This window comes from Pseudomonas sp. R15(2017), assembly GCF_002112685.1.
GTDB lineage: Bacteria > Pseudomonadota > Gammaproteobacteria > Pseudomonadales > Pseudomonadaceae > Aquipseudomonas > Aquipseudomonas glycinae.
Map to the genome: position 1 here is coordinate 226,571 of NZ_NEII01000001.1, position 22,141 is coordinate 248,711.

Genomic DNA, 22,141 nt, shown 5'->3' on the forward strand with positions numbered 1-22,141 from the left:
TATTTACGCCACTCGGACTCGAGTATGGGACTTTCGTATTCGCCCTCCGTCGCTAGATGCGCAGCTGCATCGTCTATCAAGGCTTGGGTGTAATGTTTCGAGGGGCCGTCCGAACTGGCGTCTGAAGTTGTAATGAACGGTCCAACCGTTGTGAATAGCAACCCGATCCCGGTCAGCATCGAGAACTCCAAGGGGCCACCGTTCAACAGGCATCCAAATCCGATGCAGCCCTCAGCACGAGCAGAGGTGCTGGTTGTGAGCGTTAGCATGACAACCAAAGCGCATCCAAACCCTGATATTGATCGTTTATTGTGTCTGCCGCTCATGATGGTTTAACGCTCCCTGACGTTACTTATGGATCCCTTTGTTCAGTGATTGCAGATTGGCAAGTGACTGGAGGGGGTGAGATGCCTTACCAGCTCCCGAAGGGGATGCCGTATTTTTCGATGTAGGTTTTGGACTCCGGTGAAAGAGGTAGCGCGTAGCGTCCTCCATTTTTCCCTTGATACGGCCCCTGCTTGACGATGCTCCCTTCAACCCGAGCAATCTCGACAGGCTTGAGACAAGGCCCACGCTGCCAAACCTTGGCAATGCCGCCGGGCGCCAATCCAATAGTTACGCGATCGCGGTAATCCGTGATCCATTTGCCATCCAGTCTGCAGTACGCCTTTTCCGGTTTGTGCATGATTTCCCGCGCAGATTCGGGAATCACAATGTAGGCCTCATAGGTTTGAGGCTCAGCCAGTGATTGCCATCGCACATAGATCAAGCGGGGAAGATCGGCACCAGTGACGTCACGTCCGCCGCCACTACCGGGGCTGTCAGGCCAGCCTGCGGGCTTGCCCTTGTTGTCGGCGGGTGTGTTCACCGAGGCAATCCCGGCTCCGGCGCGTTTGAACACACGTTCACGGATATCCACCACGTCGGCCGTTTCAATCCAGACCTCCATGTAGGCGGGTGCTCCGAAGCCGAGATACCAAGGCCGTTTGGTGATCGGTTGTGCATGACTTTGAGTGCAAAGCACCAACAGCAATCCGAAGACGAACCCCGTGTGTTTTTTGACGGGCCGAGTGAATTTATTCATGGGGGTGCACCACTCGTTGTTTGTTCTTTGTTGGGCGGTTGATAAAAACAACGCTCCAGTCGCTGTTGTTGAAATCTTTGGCTGCGTTCCAGTGCGCAGATAGGTGGATATAGCGACTGCGTAACAAAGCCCGTTCTTTGATAGTCAGCCCTTCAACAGATGACTCACCCAAGGCGTAAGCCTGAAGTTTTTTGTGAATGGGTACTAACTCTGCGGGCAAATTTAGCGCTGACCTGTCGGGAATCAGCTTGAGCGGCACCCCGGCTCTTACCGCCAGCTCACGCATGATGCGTAAATACACCAGCGACAACTCACCGTGTACCGGGCGTTCAATCATGGCCGCAGCATAAACCCGCTTCTGGGGCTCCGGTGTGGATCTGCCCCTTTCCAATCGTTGAATGACAGGGGCTTCCCAGAGTGCAACCCGCAGTTGATTGCCTGGAGCGTCATCTTCGATGACGCCTTTCGTATACCAGGCAAACGCCTCCTTTTCGGCAGAGACATAGGCTGCGCTCCGGGTCGCTTCCTTGCTTTGGCTGATGGTGCTGGTGATCGGACTGCTCAACAGAAGTTTCTCCCTGGCCCTGGGCAGATAGCCACCTCCCAGATCCGAGTGGGCGCCGGGTAATACCAGATCAATCTCACCCAGGCTATTAAGGGCAAAGTTCTCGCGATGTTCATCACGCGCCACCAGGCGCACCACTTTGTTGGCGCAACCCTCCGGCAGCTTCAAGTTCAGTCCCGGATTTCTGCTGTTGGCGCCAGTGAAGTCGAGCAACCATGGATTGGCGATTGCCGCGACGGTATCAAACAGACCAATGAAATTGATGCTGATACTGGATTGTGAAACCCAGTCAAAGCTACTGACCAAGAACGGAGAGCCTGCTGGCAACGCCTTTGCGAGAATGCTGCGCTTGCCTTTTAGCACCTCGTTTGCGAAGTGCCGTGCAGCGGCGGCGCCTCGACTGAAACCGAAAATATCGAATTCGATTCTTTCTATTAGCGTGTTGGGGTTGCTATCAATCAGTGACCGAATTTGCTCCATGATTTTTTCAGGGCTCTGCTCCACACGAGCCAGAACACCCGTTTCGCCTCGGCCGGTTGCCTGTGCGTAAAGTGAGTCGTCTCCGTCAGCGGTTGTACCGATGCCTTCGATGTATACGCGCAAAGAAGCCTGTTTCGTGTTCTCTGGTAATACGTCAAAGGCATGGTCTGTATACAGCTCATGCAACCGCACGATATTGCTTACATCATTGCCGTAGCTGTTATCCGGCGAGTTGCCATTTCCGTCATAGCCATAAGCGGCGCAGTGCTTCTGAATCTCTTCGGCTGCCTCCGCCAGATTGGCATCTGGCGCATAGCAAGCCGCGACCGTTTCGCTGTTGGCCTTGTTGTTCCCCGTCCCATCGAAAAACACGCCGATCCGCAAGGTGATGCCGGCAGGCATTTCATCTTCCAGTTCAACTTCTTCCTCCTCTTCTTCGAGTTCGGCGACTTCCGGGTCTTGAGTGGATGAGGCCGTCAGTCCGGCCGCCAAGGCTCCCGCCATTGCGGCTTCTGGATGATCAGCGGCTCCGCTGGCGGACGTCTTTCCTCCCGCCACGACCTCGGTACTGCTGAAGATCCCGCCCCTGTCGATCACGATATGGTGACCGCCCGCCTTCAGCGTGATGCTGGCGCCGGCATCCAGCACCACGCTGGCGCCGGCCTTGATCTGCACCTGCTGGCCCGCCTCGACGGTAATGATTTTCCCGGCCGTCGTCTGGCTGCTGCCCTGGATGCTTTCCCATCGATCGCGCCCGACCACCAGCCGGCTGTCATGGAGAACCTGCCGCTCCATGTCGCGCTGGGCACGCAGGTAGACCAGTTCCAGTCCGGCGCGGTCTTCAATCATCAATTCGCTGTAGCCGCCGGTGTCAGGCGAGCTGCGACTGCGCAACACGGTTCGGGTCTTGTGCTCGGGAAGTTTGTAGGGTGCAGGGGTGACCTTGTTGATCACGCAGCCGGTAATCAGCGGCTTGTCGGGATCACCTTCCACGAAGGTCACCACCACTTCCATCCCGATGCGGGGGAGGGTGACGACACCGAAACCGTTCCCGGCCCAGCTCGACGAGACCCGCACCCAGCAACTGCTGCGCTCACTGTTTAATTCGGCTCGGTCCCAGTGGAATTCGACTTTTACGCGACCGAACTCATCGCAGTAGATCTCTTCGCCTTTGGGGCCGGTCACCCGGGCGGTCTGGCTGACCAGCGGTGGCCTGCGTGCGGGAAGCGGCGGACGGAAAACTACCTCGGCCGGAATGGCGTGGAAGGTGTTGCGATAGCCTTGGGTAAAACCGTCCGCCGATTGAGTTTCGCTGCTAACCGACTCTTCGAGCACTTGCGGCTGCCGCCCGGTGTGGGTGATCCCGAGCAGCAGCCACAGACCGTTGTATTTCTGGCGAGGGTGTTCGGTCAGTTCAAACAGATGGCCGCAGCGCAAGGTAGGTTGGTTGCTTTGACCCTCTGCCATTTCATAGTCTGCGCGATGGCGCTCCAGGGCCTGACGGGCCAGTTGCTTGCCACGCTTTTCGTTGTCCAGCGGCAACGGGTATTGGTAGTCCTCAAGCGTCGGGGTGAATTCGGCGCTGAAGCGGCTTTCGATTAAAAGCGTCGGTCGCCTCAGGTCATAGTCGCGTCGCGTGACCCGGCTTGTCCGGGTGGCGGCGCGCAAGGAAAACCTGCTGACTACTGGATATTCCGGGACCATCCCGCTATCCCGGCGATAGGGTGTGGCGCGCAATGTCGGGAGGAACACCGCGTCATCGGTGAACACCAGCAAATGGCCTTGCGCGGAGTGCTGGTGATGCCAGGCGATTCCGTCCTCGGCACACAGGCGCTGAATGAACTCGAAATCGCTTTCGCCGTATTGGGTGCAGTAATCCCGTGCCGCTAGGGGCTGGACATGGAAGGTGAACGCATCGGCGAGGATGCCATGTCGCTTGAGCGTTTGCGTGATGATCTGCGGGACAGTCTGCTCCTGGTAAATCCGTTGATCGTGACTGAACTGCAAATAGTGGAGGCTCGGCACCAGTATCAGGCGATAACGGGTCAGGCGTTTTCCCGACTCACCCGCCAACACATCTTCGATGCGCCCGTGAATGCCTTCACCGTTCAGGCCGAACTGCAGGAAGGCAGGCTGACCGAGCAGGCCTTCCATATCGAAGTCGGGGTCTTCACTGACCAGTTCGACGTGGATGGCATAAAGGGTGCTGATGGTCTCGGTGCCTTCGAAGGCCAGCACCTTGAAGTCGTTGCGAACAGCGTGAATCTGCAGCGTAAAGCGCGCAGAACTGACAGCTCCAGACATACGCTTGTCCTTAAGCAGAGAGGGGAAGACGGCGTGATGTCGAAACCCTCCCTGGTCAGCGCACGCGAACATTGGCCGGCACGCTAACAAGGCGTTAAACAGATTTATGTAAGAAGGATCGCTTGTTTAAGTCGGAGCTTTCCGGGTTGTAAAACAACGTGGAAATTGTGGGAAATGGCTGCGGGAAAGTGACGGCGGGTGATTGGAATCCTGCGTAATAGTCTTATGCAGGCAAGGATCCAAGACTATTAAACATATAAATGCCATCAATTTGATGGCACTTTTAATGTTGTCTGTTGTCGCCAGTCATTTGTTAATAAATGGTGGTGTATTTTCGGAAGCGTCCTACTTCAAATTTTTTCGGGGTTTGTCATGCTTTCTCCGCTTACTTGTGGAACGAGCGTGCAGATGCTCTCGACGCCGCGCGCCGGCCGCTCTGGCCCAATGCTTTCGGAAGGGATAGGCTTAAAAGTGAAATATAAAGGGACATCAGGGAATCCCCTGTCACATATAGGGCGATCTCCTACAGAGCCCAATGAACAGTTCGTCTTGTTGTTTAATCAGATGCTTGCTAGTGGCCATCATTGTGATTACGATGCGCGCACTTGAAAGAGCAAACACTCAATTGGATGAGTCTTCCGACTGCTCTTCGATACTGTCCCGCGCCGCTGCAACTCCAATAGGCGCACGACCGTAATCCTTATAAAGGCCATGGATGTCCTACTCAAGCAAACTTTCCGCCCATTACCTCGAACTCGCTAAAGTCTCTGTTTCCAAAGAGAATTTTGCGGGCGAAGACGTTCGCTTCTCGAGCGAATTCGAGGCCCTGGAAAGCGAGCTGGCCAAAGCCTCGTCGATGCACGAAAGCGGGCAGATCGACTGGCTGAAAATTCGCGAAAACAGCGAAAACCTCCTGCGTACCCAATCCAAGGACTTGCGTGTCGGCGCCTGGCTGACCTGGTCGCTGTACCAGCGTGAATCCTTCCCCGGCCTGCTGGCCGGCCTCGGTTTTCTGCACCATTTGTCGGAAAACAACTGGGCCGAGATTCACCCGCTCAAACCCCGCACCCGGGCCGCCGCCATCGGCTGGCTGGTGCCGCGTCTTGAGCAGGTGATCACCGAGAACATCGCGATCAAGGAACAGCTGCCGATGTTCCGGCAGTTGTCCGAGCATCTGTCCGGTCTCGACGCCGTCTGCACCGAGCATCTGGGCGATGATGCGCCGCTGCTGCTGCCGCTCTCCCGTCGTCTGAAAACCATGATCCAGCGCGCCGCCGACAACCAGCCGGCGCCCGGCGTGGTGGGCGCGGCGGTGGCCCAGGTCAAGCAGGCGGCGACTCAGTTGCTGGCACCCGGTGCGCCGATCGACAACGAGAAAGAAGCCCACAAGGCCCTGCGCGCCCAGCAGGAAAGCGCCCGCCCGTTGTGCGCCTGGTGGCTCAAGCAGAAAGCCACCGACCTGCGCGCGCTGCGCCTCAACCGCACCTTGCTGTGGATGACGATCGACGCGGTGCCCGAGCGCAACGCCGAGCAGATCACCGTGCTGCGCGGGTTGCCGGTCGACAAGCTCAAGCAGTATCAGGACCGCTTCGATCAGGGCAAATACGCCGACCTGCTGGTGGAACTGGAGGCGAGCCTGGCGAAGGCACCGTTCTGGTTCGATGGCCAGAGGATGGTCTGGGAATGTCTCCAGAACCTCAACGCCGAGCTGGCCATGCGCGAAGTGGAAATCCACTTCGCGCTTTTGATTCAACGCCTGCCCGGCATCATCGAGCTGCGTTTCCATGACGGCGCGCCGTTCGCCGATCCGTCCACCCGGGCGTGGATCGCCGCCAACGTCATGCCGCACCTGCAAAGCGCCAGCGCGCCGCGCAAGGTCGAAACCGAAAACGCCGAAACCCAGCCGGCCTGGGAAAAGGCCCTCGAAGAAGTCCAGCCGATCCTGCGCAAGGAAGGCCTCAAGCCCGCAGTGCAGATCCTCAAGCAGGGCCTGCAATCGGCGCACGGCGGGCGCGAACGCTTCTTCTGGCAGTTCGCCCTCGCGCGGCTGTGTTTCCTGGCCAAGAAATACGAACTGGCCAAGAACCAGCTCGAAACCCTCGATCAGACATTACAGGACTCAGGCCTGCACGCCTGGGAGCCCGATCTTGCATTGGAAGTGCTGCACCTGCTGCACAGTTGCTGCGAGTTGTTACCGCAGAACCATGCCGTACGTGAACGCAAGGAAGAGATTTATCGCAGGCTGTGCCACCTCGACCTCGAAGTGGTACTCGAATAGGCCCCAGGGCCACAACCGCAAGGAGAAAAGCCATGGCCAAAGAAGGCTCGGTAGCCCCCAAGGAACGCATCAACGTCACCTTCAAACCCGCCACCGGCGGTGCTCAGGAAGAGATTGAACTGCCGCTGAAGCTGCTGGCAATCGGTGACTACACCCACCGCAAGGACGATCGCAAGATCGAGGATCGCAAGCCGATCAGCATCGACAAGATGACCTTCGACGAAGTGCTGGCCAAGCAAGAGCTGGGTCTGACGCTGAGCGTGCCGAACCGTCTGCAGGAAGATGGCGAGGCCGACGAGCTGGCTGTGCAACTGCGCGTCAACTCCATGAAGGACTTCAACCCGGCCAGCCTGGTCGAGCAAGTGCCTGAGCTGAAAAAACTGATGGAACTGCGCGACGCGCTGGTGGCCCTCAAAGGCCCGCTGGGTAACGCACCTGCGTTCCGTAAAGCCATCGAAGGCGTGCTCGCCGACGATGAATCCCGCGGTCGCGTACTCGGTGAGCTGGGCCTGAACGCCGCAGCTCCGGACGCTTGAGACTCCAGCAGCCAAGGAAGCCAACACAATGAGCACTAGCGCAGCACAACAGAACGCCGCAGAAAACGGCGAGTACAGCATTCTCGACAGCATCATCGCCGAAACCCGCCTGACGCCGGACGACGAAGCCTACGACATCGCCAAGCGCGGTGTGTCGGCGTTCATCGAAGAGCTGCTCAAGCCGCAGAACAACGGTGAGCCGGTCAAGAAAGCCATGGTTGACCGCATGATCGCCGAGATCGATGCCAAGCTCAGCCGTCAGATGGACGAAATCCTGCACCACCCGGACTTCCAGGCCCTGGAATCGTCGTGGCGTGGCCTGCAACTGCTGGTCGACCGCACCAACTTCCGCGAAAACATCAAGATCGAAATCCTCAACGTCTCCAAAGAAGACCTGCTTGACGATTTCGAAGACTCGCCGGAAGTCATGCAGTCGGGCCTGTACAAGCACATCTACACCGCTGAATACGGCCAGTTCGGTGGTCAGCCGGTTGGCGCGATCATTGCCAACTACTACATGTCCCCAAGCTCGCCGGACGTGAAGCTGATGCAGTACGTGTCCAGCGTAGCCTGCATGTCCCACGCGCCGTTCATCGCCGCCGCCGGCCCGAAATTCTTCGGCCTGGAAAGCTTCACCGGTCTGCCGGACCTGAAGGATCTGAAAGATCACTTCGAAGGCCCGCAATTCGCCAAATGGCAGAGCTTCCGTACCTCCGAAGACTCCCGCTACGTTGGCCTGACCGTGCCGCGTTTCCTGCTGCGTAACCCGTACGACCCGGAAGAGAACCCGGTCAAATCGTTCGTGTACAAGGAAAACGTTGCCAACAGCCACGAGCACTACCTGTGGGGCAACACCGCTTACGCGTTCGGCACCAAGCTGACCGACAGCTTCGCCAAATTCCGCTGGTGCCCGAACATCATCGGCCCACAGAGCGGTGGCGCGGTTGAAGACCTGCCTCTGCACCACTTCGAAAGCATGGGCGAAATCGAAACCAAGATTCCTACCGAGGTTCTGGTTTCCGACCGTCGTGAATACGAACTGGCCGAGGAAGGCTTCATCTCCCTGACCATGCGTAAAGGCTCCGACAACGCGGCGTTCTTCTCCGCGAGCTCGGTGCAGAAGCCGAAGTTCTTCGGCATCAGCGCAGAAGGCAAGGCCGCAGAGCTGAACTACAAGCTCGGCACCCAACTGCCGTACATGATGATCGTCAACCGCCTGGCTCACTACCTGAAAGTGCTGCAGCGCGAGCAACTCGGTTCGTGGAAAGAGCGTACCGACCTCGAGCTGGAACTGAACAAGTGGATCCGCCAGTACGTGGCCGACCAGGAAAACCCGAGCGCCGAAGTACGTGGCCGTCGTCCGCTGCGCGCTGCGCAAGTGATCGTCAGTGACGTTGAAGGCGAGCCGGGCTGGTACCGCGTCAGCCTGAACGTGCGTCCGCACTTCAAGTACATGGGTGCCGATTTCACCCTGTCGCTGGTTGGCAAGCTGGACAAAGAGTAAGAGCGACTCATGGACGGATACGGCAGCCTTTTCGAGCGCCTCAACGGCGACGCGGAACAGCGCAAGGGCAAGAGCCTCGAGGCTTCGGCCATGGCGTCGGTGGCTGCCCATCTGGCCAAAATGCTCAGCACCCGGGCCGGCAGCGTGCAAACGCTGTCCGACTACGGGTTGCCCGATCTCAATGACATGCGCCTGAGCCTGCACGACTCCCTGAGTCAGGCCCGCCTGGCCATCGAAAGCTTCATCGAAGCCTACGAACCGCGCCTGAGCAACGTGCGTGTCATTTCCCTGCCGCGAGACCACGACCAGCTACGCCTGGCCTTCAGCATCGAAGGCCTGCTGGAAGTCGAGGGTTTCAAGCGTCAGGTCAGTTTCGCCGCGCGCCTGGATGGCAGCGGTCAAGTGAAGGTCAACTAAGGAGAACCCCGATGTCTGGCAAACCTGCAGCACGCGTATCCGACCCCACCGCTTGCCCGCTCCCCGGCCACGGCACCAATCCGATCGCCGCCGGTTCCGGCGACGTGTTCTTCGACGGCCTTGCGGCCGCCCGCGAAGGCGATGCCTCCGCGTGTGGTGGTGCGATGGTCGGCGGTTTGGCCACGACGGTGAAAATCAACGGCAAGTCTGCTGTCACTGTTGATTCCGTAGGCTCCCACGGTAACAAAGTCACCGCCGGTTCCGGGACGGTGATTATCGGGAATTCACATTCGCCGGCGCCGTTTGTGCCGCCGGAGCCGGTCATCATTCCTGGAATATTCAATCGTGTCTTTGAATTCAAAACTGCAGATGGCAGGACGGTTGAAAATTTAAACTACACCATGCGTTCTGATAGCGGGATTGAGAAAACAGGCTCAACGTCTACAGGTATGTCAGGTGGTTTTTCAACTGGCAAAACAGCAGAGCCTGTAACTATATATATTTCGGCGGACTAATAAGCATGGAGACCATAATCAACATCGATGGTGTCGCTTACACGTTTGTGACGCAGGATGAAGTGACGACGCTTAAGGTTCTTGCTGAAACAACTGAAAGCAAAGATACAAAACCAAAGAAAGTTGACCTTCCGTCGGCGTGGATTATTACCAGGAAAAACGGCGTTCCTCTCTTCGCCTTGAAACCAGGTAAGGATGACTCTGCATTCAGAATTATCACCGCAGAAAAGCTATACGCAGAAAAAGGTCAATGGTTTGAACCGTTGGCCAGATATTACAGAGAACTTATCTGGCTTAATCCTGAAACAATGCAGGCTGGAACGGATTCAAATACCGCATATAAGCATGTTACTTGGCAGGAGCTGATTGACTTTGCGGTTGTTGACCGTTTTTCTTTTACCTTCCACTCCGGACTGCCAGGTGACTGGAAATTCCAGAGCGCTGGCGGTGACGAATTCCTGATGGTGTTCATGGAGGATAAACCCTATTGGGCTGATGGAATCGGCCAAGTGCCTTTTGCGGTTAATACCTATAGAAAATATCTACGAGAAACAAAGCAGGTAGATCTCGCGATAAAGATGGCTGGCGAAACGGGCGTGAAGTGGGGCGACGGTAAGGCCTATACTGGCGCAGAGAAAGGTCCGAAAGACGTTTACGACAACTTCATCATATTGCGAGGGATTTTGTGGGCGAAAGAAAACTGTAAGTTAGTGGTAAAAAAAGACACGGTATACGATAAAGGTATTCCTCACGTAATTGAACTTACTGAGGCGCCTTACGTTCCCGTTTCTAATGCTAAGTTGGTAAATTCTATCTCGCAAGGCGATATGGATCAGTACGGGACATGGAATAAATGAGTGTGAGTCGCTGGATCGGTCTTGTGCCGCATTTAATAGTGTGCGTAATTTACATTCCTTTGCATAATTATTGCGTCGATGTATATATAGATATGTATGGTGGGCTGACATCTAGAGGCGTCGGTATCGGCATGACGCCGGATCTAATGGTTCAGTATTTTGTGTTGATGAATGCTATAACTTTTTTTATTTCAAAGCTTAAACTCAAACTCGTTTTTGTTGCATTCATGCTGTCGCTTATTTTGTATTATTTTTTGCCACACTATCCCGTCCGTGCGATGGCATACACATTAATGGGTGGCATTCTGACTTTTGCGGCGATATTCGCTGGTCAATTAATTGATCGCCTTTTTTTTCGAAAATAAAAGTTGAAACATGACTGTAGGGTGTCATCGCCGATGTAGCCCGCGTGAGTCGTTCTGCTGTTTTTTAATGAGTTCCACTACCAGGCAGGTAACCCGTGTCCTTTAACCACTACTACCAAAGCGAACTCACCGCACTGCGCCAACTGGGCCGCCGTTTTGCCGAGCGTAGTCCGGCGTTGGCGCCGTTCCTGGGGCAGGCCGGGCGGGATCCGGATGTGGAGCGGTTGCTGGAAGGCTTTGCGTTTCTGACCGGGCGGCTGCGCCAGAAGCTCGATGACGAGTTGCCGGAGCTCAGCCATTCCCTGATGCAGTTGTTGTGGCCGAACTACATGCGCCCGCTGCCGGCGTTCAGCATTCTGCAGTTCGATCCGCTCAAGCGTTCCGGGCCGGCGCTGAAGGTCGAGCGTGATACGCCGATCGAGAGCGTGCCGATCGAAGACGTGCGTTGCCGCTTTCGCACCTGCTACCCGACCGAAGTCATGGCGCTGGATCTGGCCGCGCTGAACTACTCGGTGAAGGGCGACGGTTCGCTGCTCAGCCTGCGCCTGGAGATGAGTGCCGACGGCCACCTCGGCGAGCTTGAGCTGAGCAAGCTGCGCCTGCACTTTGCCGGCGAGCGCTACATCAGCCAGATGCTCTACCTGAGCCTGCTGCGCAACCTCGACGGCATCGAACTTATCCCGCTCGACGGCGCCGGCAAGCCGATCGATGGCGTGAGCGGCAAGCCGATGGCGTTCAAGATTCCGGGCGACCGGGTCAAACCGGTGGGCTTTGCCGAAGAAGAAGCGTTGATCCCGTATCCGCTGAACACTTTCCGCGGCTATCGCTATCTGCAGGAATACTTCGCCTTCCAGGACAAGTTCCTGTTCGTCGATGTCCACGGCCTCGACATCCTCAAGGCGCTGCCGGAAGACACCCTCAAGCAGATGCGCGGCCTGGAATTGCGCTTCGACATCCGCAAGAGCGGCATCATGCGCATGCGTCCGACCCTGGATAACGTGAAGCTGTTCTGCACGCCGATCGTCAATCTGTTCAAGCACGACGCACTGCCGATCCGCCTCGACGGCAAACAGGACGAATACCTGCTGCTGCCGGCTGAATACGATCTGGAAAACTGCGGCGTGTTCTCGGTGGAAACCGTGACCGGCTGGAAGCCCGGTGGGCTCGGTTATCAGGAGTACGTGCCGTTCGAATCCTTCGAGCACGACCCTAGTTTCGACGTGCCCAACAGCCGTCCGCATTACAGCATCCGTCAGCGTTCGTCGCTGCTGCACGACGGCCTCGACACCTACCTGAGCTTCGGCATCCGCCACACCGAAGCCCATGAAACCCTGTCGATCGAGCTGGTCTGCACCAACCAGAACCTGCCGCGCAAACTCAAGCTCGGGCAGATCTGCATGGCCTGCGAAGAGACCCCGGAGTTCCTGAGTTTCCGCAACATCACCCCGGCCACTTCGAGTTTTGCGCCGCCGCTGAACCGTGACTTCCTGTGGAAGCTGATCAGCAACATGTCGCTTAACTATCTGTCGCTGGCCGACGTCAATGCACTGAAGGTGATTCTCGAAACCTACGACCTGCCGCGCTACTACGACCAGCACGCGGAGAAGGTCAGCAAACGCCTGCTCGGCGGTCTCAAGCACATCAAGCATCACCACGTGGACCGCTTGCACCGTGGTTTGCCGGTGCGCGGTCTGCGCACCGAACTGACCATCGACCCGGAAGGGTATATCGGCGAAGGCGACCTGTTCGTCTTCGCCTCGGTTCTCAACGAGTTTTTCGCGCTTTACGCCAGTCTCAATTCATTCCATGAGCTGCGGGTAAAAAGCACACAGGGAGAGGTGTACCAATGGACACCACGTATGGGCCTGCAGCCCCTGCTTTAAGCGGGCTGACGAAGGTAATACGCGAGTACTCGCTGTTTCAGGCCGTGCTGCTGGTGATCGACCGGCTGCGCGATGCGCACCCGTACCTGAGCGAAGACGATTTGTACGACCAGCTGGAATTCCAGGCCAACCCGAGCCTCGGATTTCCGCGCAGCGACGTCGATCGCGTGGAGTTTTTTGAAGAGCACGGGCAGATGCGCGCGCGCCTGCGGTTCAACCTGATCGGTCTGGTCGGTTCCGGTTCGCCGCTGCCGGCGTTCTACGGCGAGCAAGCCCTGGGCGACAGCGAAGACGGCAACCCGACGCGCAACTTCCTCGACCTGTTCCACCATCGCCTGCAACGGCTGATGCTGCCGATCTGGCGCAAGTACCGCTATCGCGCGAGCTTCCAGAGCGGCGCGGTCGACCCGTTTTCGTCGCAGCTGTTCGCCCTGATCGGCCTCGGTGGCGACGAGATCCGCAAGGCCAAGGAACTGAACTGGAAGCGCCTGCTGCCGTACCTCGGCCTGCTGAGCCTGCGGGCGCACTCGGCGGCGCTGATCGAAGCGGTGCTGCGTTACTACTTCAAGCACGAAGACCTGGTCATCGAGCAGTGCATCGAGCGCCGCGTGGAAATCCTCGAAGAACAGCGCAACCGCCTCGGCTTCGCCAACAGTGTGCTGGGTGAAGACCTGGTGCTGGGCGAACGCGTGCGCGATCGCAGCGGCAAGTTCCGCATTCACATCACCGAACTCGACTGGGAGCGATTCCACGAATTCCTGCCCATCGGTTTCGGTTACCAGCCGCTTTGCGCGCTGGTGCGGTTCACCTTGCGTGACCCGCTCGATTACGACATTCGCCTGGTGCTGCGCCCGGAAGAAATCCGCGAACTGCGCATTGGCGAGAAGAACGACTGTCGCCTGGGTTGGACCAGTTGGCTGGGCTGCGAGAAAGCAGACGGCGTGGTGACCCTGGGCAGCAAAATTCATTAAGGACGTGAGCCATGATCAACGTAGACCTGCAACAACTCATCCAGGCGCTGGACGCCGAAACCCGTCGCGATCTGGAGCGTTCGGCCGAGCGCTGCGTGGCCCGTGGCGGCAGCAAGATTCTGGTCGAAGACTTGCTGCTCGGCCTGCTGGAGCGCCCGAACGGTTTGCTCTCGCGGGCACTGCAGGATGCCGACGTTGATGCCGGCGAACTGAGCGCCGCCCTGCAATCGCGGGTCGAGCACAGCGCTTCGCGCAACCCGGTGTTCGCTCCGGAACTGGTGCAGTGGCTGCAAGACGCGCTGCTGGTGGCCAACCTTGAGCTGGGCCAGACCTCGGTCGAAGACGCGGCGCTGATCCTCGCGCTGCTGCGCAACCCGATGCGCTACGCCGGCAGCCGCTACCAGCCGTTGCTGGCCAAACTGAACATTGATCGCCTGAAGGAATTTGCCCTGTCGCAACAGCCTCAGGCAGCGGCCAACGGTAAGCCGGCCGCCCAGGGCGAATCGCTGCTGGAGCGCTTCACCCATAACCTGACCCAACAGGCCCGCGACGGCAAACTCGACCCGGTGCTGTGCCGCGATGGCGCGATCCGCCAGATGGTCGACATCCTTGCCCGTCGCCGCAAGAACAACCCGATCGTGGTCGGTGAGGCCGGTGTCGGTAAAACCGCCATCGTCGAAGGCCTGGCCTCGCGCATCGCTGCCGGTGAAGTGCCGCAAGTGCTCAAGGGTGTCGAGCTGCTGTCGCTGGACATGGGCCTGTTGCAGGCCGGTGCCAGCGTCAAAGGTGAATTCGAGCGTCGTCTGAAAGGCGTGATCGACGAGGTCAAAGCCTCGCCGAAGCCGATCATCCTGTTCATCGACGAAGCCCACACCCTGATCGGCGCGGGCGGCAATGCCGGCGGTTCCGATGCGGCCAACCTGCTGAAGCCGGCACTGGCGCGCGGCGAACTGCGCACCATCGCCGCGACCACCTGGGCCGAGTACAAGAAATACTTCGAGAAAGACCCGGCGCTGGCCCGTCGTTTCCAGCCGGTTCAACTGCACGAACCGACCGTGAGCGAAGCCGTCACCATCCTGCGTGGCCTGGCTCAGGTCTACGAGAAAAGTCATGGCATCTATCTGCGCGATGACGCGGTGGTGTCCGCCGCTGAGTTGTCCGCCCGCTATCTGGCCGGTCGCCAGCTGCCGGACAAAGCCGTCGACGTTCTCGACACCGCGTGCGCCCGCGTGCGCATCAGCCTCGCTGCTGCCCCGGAAAGCCTGGAACGCCTGCGTGGCGAACTGGCTGAAGGCGGTCGTCAGCGTCAGGCCCTGCGCCGCGATGCCGAAGCCGGTCTGCTGATCGACCACGAAGCGCTGGAGGCACTGGAAGCGCGCCTGGACGAAGCCGAAGCCGAAATGGTCGCACTGGAAACCCAGTGGACCGAGCAAAAACAACTGGCCGAGCGCCTGCTGGAACTGCGCCAGCAACTGGCCAAGGCCCGTGAAGCCGCTGCGGTCGAGCCGGTGGTGACCGTTGAAGAAGACGCCGAAGGCACCGTGATCGAAACCCACGCCGCCGAAGTTGACGAAGCTCTTAGCGTCGAAGCGCTGGAAGCGCAACTCAACGAAACCCACAGCGCCCTGACCGCCGCTCAGGTCAAGGAGCGTCTGGTCAGCTTCGAAGTCTGCCCGCGTCTGGTGGCCGAAGTGATCAGCGCCTGGACCGGCGTGCCGCTGGCGCAACTGGCCCGCGAGCACAACGCCAAGGTCGCCAGCTTCGCCACCGACCTGCGCACCCGCATCCGGGGTCAGGAACAAGCCGTGCACGCCCTGGATCGCTCGATGCGCGCCACCGCTGCCGGCCTGAACAAGCCTGACGCACCGGTCGGCGTGTTCCTGCTGGTCGGCCCGAGCGGCGTCGGCAAGACCGAAACCGCACTGGCACTTGCCGACCTGCTGTACGGCGGCGACCGTTTCATCACCACCATCAACATGTCCGAGTTCCAGGAGAAGCACACCGTTTCCCGCCTGATCGGTGCACCGCCAGGTTACGTCGGTTACGGCGAGGGCGGCATGCTCACCGAGGCCGTGCGCCAGAAGCCGTACTCGGTGGTGCTGCTCGATGAAGTCGAGAAGGCCGACCCGGACGTGCTCAACCTGTTCTACCAAATCTTCGACAAAGGCGTGGCCAACGACGGCGAAGGGCGCGAGATCGACTTCCGTAATACGTTGATCCTGATGACCTCGAACCTGGGCAGCGACAAGATCAGCGACCTCTGCGAAGACGGCGCGCGTCCGACTGCCGAAGTGCTGGAAGAAACCATTCGCCCGGTGCTCAGCAAACACTTCAAACCGGCGCTGCTGGCGCGGATGAAAGTGGTGCCGTACTACCCGGTCGGCGGCCCGGTGCTGCGCGAGCTGATCGAGATCAAGCTCGGTCGCTTGGGCGAGCGTCTGAACCGTCGCCAGCTGGATTTCACCTGGTGCCAGAACCTCGTCGATCACCTGTCCGAGCGCTGCACCCAAAGCGAAAGCGGTGCACGCCTGATCGACCACTTGCTCGACCAGCACGTGCTGCCGCTGGTGGCCGACCGCTTGCTCGACGCCATGGCCACCGGTGAAAGCCTCAAGCGCGTGCATGCGACGCTCGACGGTGAAGCCAGCGTGACCTGCGAGTTCGCCTGAGGTGAGTGTGATGTTCACTCAAGTGCCGCAGCCACTGCTCTATGCCGAAGCCTTGCTGGCGCAGTTCGCCAGCCTGTCGCGCGCGGCGGACGGTGCTGCGCTGCTGGGTGACTTCGTGCGCGGTCTGGCCGGGCTGAGCGGTTGCGAACTGACGCAGCTGTACTTGCTGGACGCTACGCACACGTCGCTGGGGATGAATGCCGAATGCCTGGACGGCGTGCTGCAACCGCGCAGCGCGGCGAGTCTGCCGGCGGACTACAACGGCGAGCAACTGTTGCAGTTCGCCCTGTGCCAGAACCGCGTGGTGAGCTTCGACGACCTGGGCGGCAGCCTGCACGAAACCAGTTTTCTGCCGGCGTCGTCCACGCCGTGGCAGTCGCTGTTGTGCGTGCCGCTGGTCAATCAGCAGAAGGCCGTCGAAGGCCTGTTGCTGTGCGCCAGTCGTCGCCACATCGACCTGCAAGGCTTCGCCGATTCCCTCGGCCAGCTCGGCTCGTTCGTGCTTGGTCAACTGCACTTGCTGCAGCGTCTGCGCCAGCCAGTGGATGCGGCCGCACCGGTCGTGCGCAATCTGCCGAGTGCCAGCGGCTACGGCTTGATCGGCAAGAGCGCGGCGATGCGCCAGACCTACTCGCTGATCAGCAAAGTCCTGCACAGCCCGTACACCGTGCTGTTGCGTGGCGAGACCGGCACCGGCAAGGAAGTGGTCGCGCGGGCGATCCACGATTGCGGCCCGCGTCGGTCGCAAGCGTTCATCGTGCAGAACTGCGCGGCGTTCCCGGAAAACCTGCTGGAAAGTGAGCTGTTCGGCTATCGCAAAGGTGCGTTCACCGGCGCCGATCGCGACCGCGCCGGGCTGTTCGACGCGGCCAACGGCGGCACTCTGTTGCTCGATGAAATCGGCGACATGCCGCTGTCGCTGCAAGCCAAATTGCTGCGTGTATTGCAGGAAGGCGAGATCCGTCCGCTGGGTTCCAACGACACCCACAAGATCGACGTGCGCATCATCGCTGCGACGCACCGCGATTTGTCGGTGTTGGTCAGCGAAGGCAAATTCCGCGAAGACCTGTACTACCGTCTCGCGCAATTTCCGATCGAGTTGCCGGCCCTGCGTCAGCGTGAAGGCGACATCCTCGACCTGGCCAAGCACTTCGCCGACAAGGCCTGCACCTTCCTGCAACGTGACCCGGTGCGCTGGTCGGACGCAGCGCTGGAACACCTTTCCGGTTACACCTTCCCCGGCAACGTGCGTGAACTCAAAGGCCTGGTCGAGCGGGCGGTGCTGTTGTGCGAGGGCGGCGAATTGCTGGCGGAGCATTTCTCGCTGCGCCTGGAATCGGCGCCGGTGCCGGAAGACCACTGCGGCCTCAATCTGCGCGAACGACTGGAAGCGGTCGAACGCAATCTGCTGCTCGATTGCCTGCGCAAGAACGACGGCAACCAGACGCTCGCCGCCCGTGAACTGGGCTTGCCGCGACGCACGCTGCTGTACCGGCTCGGCCGCTTGAACATCAATCTGGGTGATTTCGATGGGTAGGCGAAAGTCCGTCGGATTCACCTCGAACACCTATTTCAGCGCCGCCCGCAAGGGTCGGCGCTTTGTGCTTTGTCTACACCTGGAGACCCTCTGATGTCTGTTCGTCACTGGCACGCTGTCCTGCTGACCCTCGTCGTTCTATGCGGCCTCGGCGGCTGCAGCGGCAATTACAAATTCAACGATAACGATTACCGCCCGCTGGGTGATCCGCAGGCGGTCAATCGCGGCAAGTGACCGCAAGGAGCATCAAACATGGAATTGGTTTTCGAAATGCTGAACACCAAGCAGTTCGTGCCCACCGAGCTGTGCCAGCGGACCTTCAAACAGGCCGGCGGCGTGATCGGGCGGGGCGAGGACTGCGACTGGATCATCCCTGACCGCAAGCGGCACTTGTCCAACCACCACGCCATCGTCAGCTATCGCGAGGGTTCGTTCTTCCTGACCGACACCAGCAGCAACGGTGTGCAGGACGGCGACAGCGGCGCACGCCTGCACAAGGGCGAACCGGTGCGCATCGAGCACGGCAGCACCTACGTGCTGGGCGACTTCGAGATTCGCGCACGACTGGTGCGCGACCCGGCGACGTTCGACGGTGAAGTCGGCCTGCCGCGTGCCGCCGGCAGCATCATTCCGGACGACGCGTTCCTCGATCTCGATCCGCTGAAGTCGCTGGAGCAGCAAGAGCGCGTGTACTCGGAATTCGAGGAAATGCTCGCACCGGTGACCGACCCTGAAGACTCCCGTCAGCGCGCCGACTACGCGCGTATCGACATGGAAAGCCTGATGGTGCCGGAGCTGATCGTCGAGCCCAAGCCTGAGCCTGCACCGGCACCGAAAGCGGTCGAGCGCCAGAGCGAAACCTTCTGGGACAAATTCGGCGCGGCCCTCGGCGTGAACGTGAAGAACCTCAGCCACGACGAGCGTGAAGCCCTCGCGCTGAACGCCGCACGTCTGCTGCGCCAGAGCATCGGCGGTCTGCAACAGAGCCTGCGCACTCGTTCCGAGCTGAAGAACGAACTGCGTCTGGCCCAGACCACCGTGCAAGGCACCAACAAGAATCCGCTGAAATTCGCCGTCGATCCGAGCGAAGCGCTGGACATCCTGTTGCAGCCGCACAAGCCGGGCCACTTGCCGGCCGAGCAGGCGATCTCCCGGGCGTTCCGCGACTTGCAGGCGCATCAGGTGGCGCTGCTGACCGCCAGCCGCGCGGCGGTACGCGGCACTCTGGAACACTTCTCGCCGGAGCAACTGACCCTGCGTTTCGAGCGCGACAACAAGCCGTTGCTCGCCACCGCTGGCGGGCGCTGGAGAGCGTTCAACCGTTACCACCATGCGCTGCGTCAGGACGACGACTGGAGCGAGCGCCTGCTGGCCCGCGACTTCGCCCAGGCCTACGAAGAACAGATCCGCCTGATCTCCACCCTCCACACCGACCACCAAGGATGATGCGCATGTCTCGCCGCTCGACCGCTTTTTTCAAGACGCTGACCGCGCTCACCCTGTTGGTGCTGCTTGCCGGTTGCTCGTCGCTGTCGCCGTATTCGAAAGTGACCAAGATCAACCTGAAGCTGACCGGCAGCGATCAATTGAACCCGGACCTCAACGGTCGTCCGTCGCCGATCGTGGTGCGCCTGTTCGAACTCAAGCACCCGGTGACGTTCGAGAACGCCGATTTCTTCAGCCTCTACGAGCGCGCCAAGGAATCCCTCAACCCGGATCTGGTGGCCAGCGAAGAACTCGAACTGCGCCCGGGTGAAACCGTGGAGCTGAAACTCAGCGTGGAGGAGGGCAGCCGCTTCATCGGCATCCTCGCCGCGTACCGCGACCTGCCGGAAACCAAGTGGCGCCACACCTTTCCGATCACGCCGCTGGAAGTCACCGAAGCCGATCTGACCCTGGATCAGGCCGGTATCCGCAAGACCAACGAAGTGCTCGCCAAGGCGGATGACTGATCATGAATACCCATAAAGTCATCTGGCAGGAAGGCATGCTGCTGCGTCCGCAGCACTTCCAGCACAACGACCGCTACTACGATCACCAGATGAAGACCCGCACCCAGTTGCTGGGCGGCTACACCTGGGGTTTCCTGAATCTCGAGATCGACCTGCAGTTCCTCAACATGGGCAAACTGGTGATCAGTGAAGCCTCGGGGATCCTGCCGGACGGCAGCCTGTTCGAACTCGGTGGCAACACCGAGCCGCTGGCGCTGGACGTACCGCCGAACACCGGCAACATGCCGATCTACCTGGCGCTGCCGCTGGTCACCGGTAACCACATCGAGGCCCGGCGCCCGGAGCAGTCCGATGTGCTGGCGCGCTACACCGCATATGACGCCGAAGTCGCCGACTCCAACGCCGGTGATGATTCCGCCAGTCAGGTCAGTTGCGGCCGCCCGGACTTCAAGCTGTTGCTCGGCGAGCAGCAGAGTGACCAGGCTTACGTGAAGCTGAAGATCTGCGATGTGCTCGACACCACGCCGGACGGCGTGATCAGCCTCGATCCGGATTTCGTGCCGACCTACATTCAGGCCCACGCCTCCAGCTACCTGCTGTCGTGCCTGAAAGAAGTGATCAGCATGCTCGGCCACCGGGGCGACACCATTGCCGAGCGTATTCGTTCGAACGGCAAGGTCGGCGGCGCGGAAATCGGCGACTTCATGATGCTGCAACTGATCAACCGCACCGAACTGCTGCTGCGCCACTACCTGGGCCTGGAGCAGGTTCACCCGGAAGAGTTGTACCGTACGCTGCTGACCATGCTCGGCGATCTGGCGACGTTCTCCAGCGACAGCAAACGCCCGCGTCTGGACAGCCGCTACTCCCACGCCGACCAGGGCGCGAGCTTCCGCAAACTGATGGAGTCGATCCGTCAGGTGCTGTCGATGGTGCTGGAACAGCACGCCATCGAACTGATCCTGCAAGCGCGTCAGTACGGGATCATCGTATCGCCGCTGCACGACCACAAACTGCTGGGCTCGGCGTCGTTCGTGCTGGCAGCCAGTGCCAACTGCGACTCCGAAGAACTGCGCAATCGCTTGCCTGCGCACCTCAAGGTCGGCCCGGTGGAGCGCATCCGCCAACTGGTCAACCTGCACCTGCCGGGGATCAAGGTCAAACCGTTGCCGGTGGCCCCGCGGCAGATCGCGTTCCACTCCAACAAAACCTATTTCATCCTCGAACTCAGTTCCGAAGACCTGGCACAACTCGAGCGCTCCGGCGGCTTCGCGTTCCATGTGTCCGGCGAATTCGCCGAGCTTGAACTGAAATTCTGGGCCATCAGGAACTGACCGACATGATCAAGGACATGGAACACAACCAGGACGACAAAACCGTCCTGCTCGACCGTCAGGGCCATGGCCCGGCGGCGAGTCCGCTGACCGACTTCGCCGCGCCGCCGCGCTTCGAACAACTGGAAGAACGGATGATCTACGCCGCGCGCCTGCGCCCGGCGGAGGCCTTCAACATCAGCCTCAATTCGCTGGTGGCCGCGTCGTCCGAACTGCTGTCGGAAGTGGTGCGCCTCAAACACAGCGAAACCCGCGAAGACCTCTACGCGCTCAACGAGCGCCTGACCGCCGGGCTCAAGCTGTTCGAAGTGCGCGCCCTGCACAACGGCGCCGAAAGCAGCCAGGTGATGGCCGCCCGTTACGTGCTCTGCACCGTGGTCGACGAAGCCGTCGTGACCACGCCGTGGGGCAACGAAAGCGAGTGGTCGCAGATGAGCCTGCTCAGCAGCTTCCACAACGAAACCTTCGGTGGCGAGAAGTTCTTCCAGCTGCTCGATCGGCTGTCGAAAAACCCGGTCAAGCACCTGCCGATGCTGGAGCTGATGTACCTGTGCCTGTCCCTCGGTTTCGAGGGCAAGTACCGCGTGCAGGCGCGCGGCATGCTGGAACTCGAAGGCATCCGCGACGCCCTGTACCGGCAGATCCGTCAGTTGCGTGGCGATGTGCCGCGTGAATTGTCGCCGCAGTGGGAAGGCCTCAACGATCAGCGCCGCAATCTGGTGCGCATCGTGCCGGCGTGGATGGTGGTGCTGTTCACCTTCGTCTGTCTGGTGATGATGTATTCGGGCTTCGCCTGGGTCTTGGGCGAGCAGCGCGACACCGTTCTGCAACCTTATCAGCCGCTTGATCCGGCCGCGGTTCAGCCGCAGTCGCAGCCGTAAACAGGGACG

At 59.8% G+C, this 22,141-nt stretch carries 18 protein-coding genes; 16 read left to right on the forward strand and 2 right to left on the reverse strand.

The genetic code is table 11. The annotated features are described in order from the left end of the window. Window positions 1-412: 412 nt before the first annotated feature. A complete protein-coding gene (locus CAF77_RS01055; RefSeq protein WP_011336603.1) occupies window positions 413-1,084 on the reverse strand; it encodes a DUF2931 family protein in 672 nt (223 codons plus the stop codon). Continuing rightward, a complete protein-coding gene (gene tssI, locus CAF77_RS01060) occupies window positions 1,077-4,433 on the reverse strand; it encodes a type VI secretion system tip protein TssI/VgrG (RefSeq protein WP_085653934.1) in 3,357 nt (1,118 codons plus the stop codon). The genes CAF77_RS01055 and tssI overlap by 8 nt, the downstream gene beginning before the upstream one ends. 715 nt (window positions 4,434-5,148) lie before the next feature. Between tssI and tssA the strand changes: the two genes are divergently transcribed. The 16 genes from tssA to icmH all read left to right on the forward strand — a co-directional run bounded on the left by tssA (window position 5,149) and on the right by icmH (window position 22,132). Then, window positions 5,149-6,711 carry a type VI secretion system protein TssA gene (tssA, locus tag CAF77_RS01065; RefSeq protein WP_064379799.1) on the forward strand — a complete coding sequence of 521 codons (1,563 nt, stop codon included), beginning with the start codon at window positions 5,149-5,151 and terminating at the stop codon, window positions 6,709-6,711. Between the two features lie 32 nt (window positions 6,712-6,743). Next, window positions 6,744-7,247: a type VI secretion system contractile sheath small subunit gene (gene tssB / locus CAF77_RS01070; protein WP_003229587.1), complete on the forward strand. Its 504-nt coding sequence runs from the start codon at window positions 6,744-6,746 to the stop codon at window positions 7,245-7,247. Window positions 7,248-7,275: 28 nt separating this feature from the next. Next, window positions 7,276-8,751 carry a type VI secretion system contractile sheath large subunit gene (gene tssC, locus CAF77_RS01075; RefSeq protein WP_011336600.1) on the forward strand — a complete coding sequence of 492 codons (1,476 nt, stop codon included), beginning with the start codon at window positions 7,276-7,278 and terminating at the stop codon, window positions 8,749-8,751. 9 nt (window positions 8,752-8,760) lie between these two features. Further along, window positions 8,761-9,168 carry a type VI secretion system baseplate subunit TssE gene (gene tssE, locus CAF77_RS01080; protein ID WP_064379801.1) on the forward strand — a complete coding sequence of 136 codons (408 nt, stop codon included), beginning with the start codon at window positions 8,761-8,763 and terminating at the stop codon, window positions 9,166-9,168. Between the two features lie 11 nt (window positions 9,169-9,179). Further along, window positions 9,180-9,683 (forward strand): PAAR domain-containing protein, encoded by a 504-nt coding sequence (locus tag CAF77_RS01085; RefSeq protein WP_085653935.1) that lies wholly within the window; start codon window positions 9,180-9,182, stop codon window positions 9,681-9,683. A gap of 5 nt (window positions 9,684-9,688) precedes the next feature. Further along, window positions 9,689-10,540 (forward strand): hypothetical protein, encoded by an 852-nt coding sequence (locus tag CAF77_RS01090; protein WP_064379806.1) that lies wholly within the window; start codon window positions 9,689-9,691, stop codon window positions 10,538-10,540. 2 nt (window positions 10,541-10,542) lie between these two features. Further along, window positions 10,543-10,905: a hypothetical protein gene (locus CAF77_RS01095; protein WP_139831948.1), complete on the forward strand. Its 363-nt coding sequence runs from the start codon at window positions 10,543-10,545 to the stop codon at window positions 10,903-10,905. A 95-nt stretch (window positions 10,906-11,000) separates the two neighbouring features. After that, on the forward strand, window positions 11,001-12,788 hold the full coding sequence (gene tssF, locus CAF77_RS01100; protein ID WP_011336593.1) for a type VI secretion system baseplate subunit TssF: 1,788 nt from the start codon (window positions 11,001-11,003) through the stop codon (window positions 12,786-12,788). Beyond that, the gene (tssG, locus tag CAF77_RS01105; protein WP_039765146.1) at window positions 12,752-13,759 is read left to right on the forward strand and encodes a type VI secretion system baseplate subunit TssG; all 1,008 of its coding nucleotides are present in this window, start codon (window positions 12,752-12,754) and stop codon (window positions 13,757-13,759) included. The genes tssF and tssG overlap by 37 nt, the downstream gene beginning before the upstream one ends. An 11-nt stretch (window positions 13,760-13,770) precedes the next feature. Beyond that, window positions 13,771-16,428: a type VI secretion system ATPase TssH gene (gene tssH / locus CAF77_RS01110; RefSeq protein WP_011336591.1), complete on the forward strand. Its 2,658-nt coding sequence runs from the start codon at window positions 13,771-13,773 to the stop codon at window positions 16,426-16,428. A gap of 10 nt (window positions 16,429-16,438) precedes the next feature. Then, window positions 16,439-17,965 carry a sigma-54-dependent Fis family transcriptional regulator gene (locus CAF77_RS01115; protein WP_085653936.1) on the forward strand — a complete coding sequence of 509 codons (1,527 nt, stop codon included), beginning with the start codon at window positions 16,439-16,441 and terminating at the stop codon, window positions 17,963-17,965. Window positions 17,966-18,058: 93 nt separating this feature from the next. Then, complete coding sequence (locus CAF77_RS01120) at window positions 18,059-18,199, forward strand: hypothetical protein (RefSeq protein WP_003229566.1); 141 nt, start codon at window positions 18,059-18,061, stop codon at window positions 18,197-18,199. An 18-nt stretch (window positions 18,200-18,217) separates the two neighbouring features. Further along, window positions 18,218-19,411: a type VI secretion system-associated FHA domain protein TagH gene (gene tagH / locus CAF77_RS01125; RefSeq protein WP_064379813.1), complete on the forward strand. Its 1,194-nt coding sequence runs from the start codon at window positions 18,218-18,220 to the stop codon at window positions 19,409-19,411. 5 nt (window positions 19,412-19,416) lie between these two features. Continuing rightward, complete coding sequence (tssJ, locus tag CAF77_RS01130; protein WP_011336587.1) at window positions 19,417-19,917, forward strand: type VI secretion system lipoprotein TssJ; 501 nt, start codon at window positions 19,417-19,419, stop codon at window positions 19,915-19,917. 2 nt (window positions 19,918-19,919) lie between these two features. Next, entirely contained in the window at window positions 19,920-21,251 is a 1,332-nt protein-coding gene (gene tssK / locus CAF77_RS01135; protein ID WP_011336586.1) for a type VI secretion system baseplate subunit TssK, read from the forward strand. 5 nt (window positions 21,252-21,256) lie between these two features. Continuing rightward, complete coding sequence (gene icmH, locus CAF77_RS01140) at window positions 21,257-22,132, forward strand: type IVB secretion system protein IcmH/DotU (RefSeq protein WP_007954389.1); 876 nt, start codon at window positions 21,257-21,259, stop codon at window positions 22,130-22,132. The last annotated feature ends 9 nt before the right edge of the window (window positions 22,133-22,141 follow it).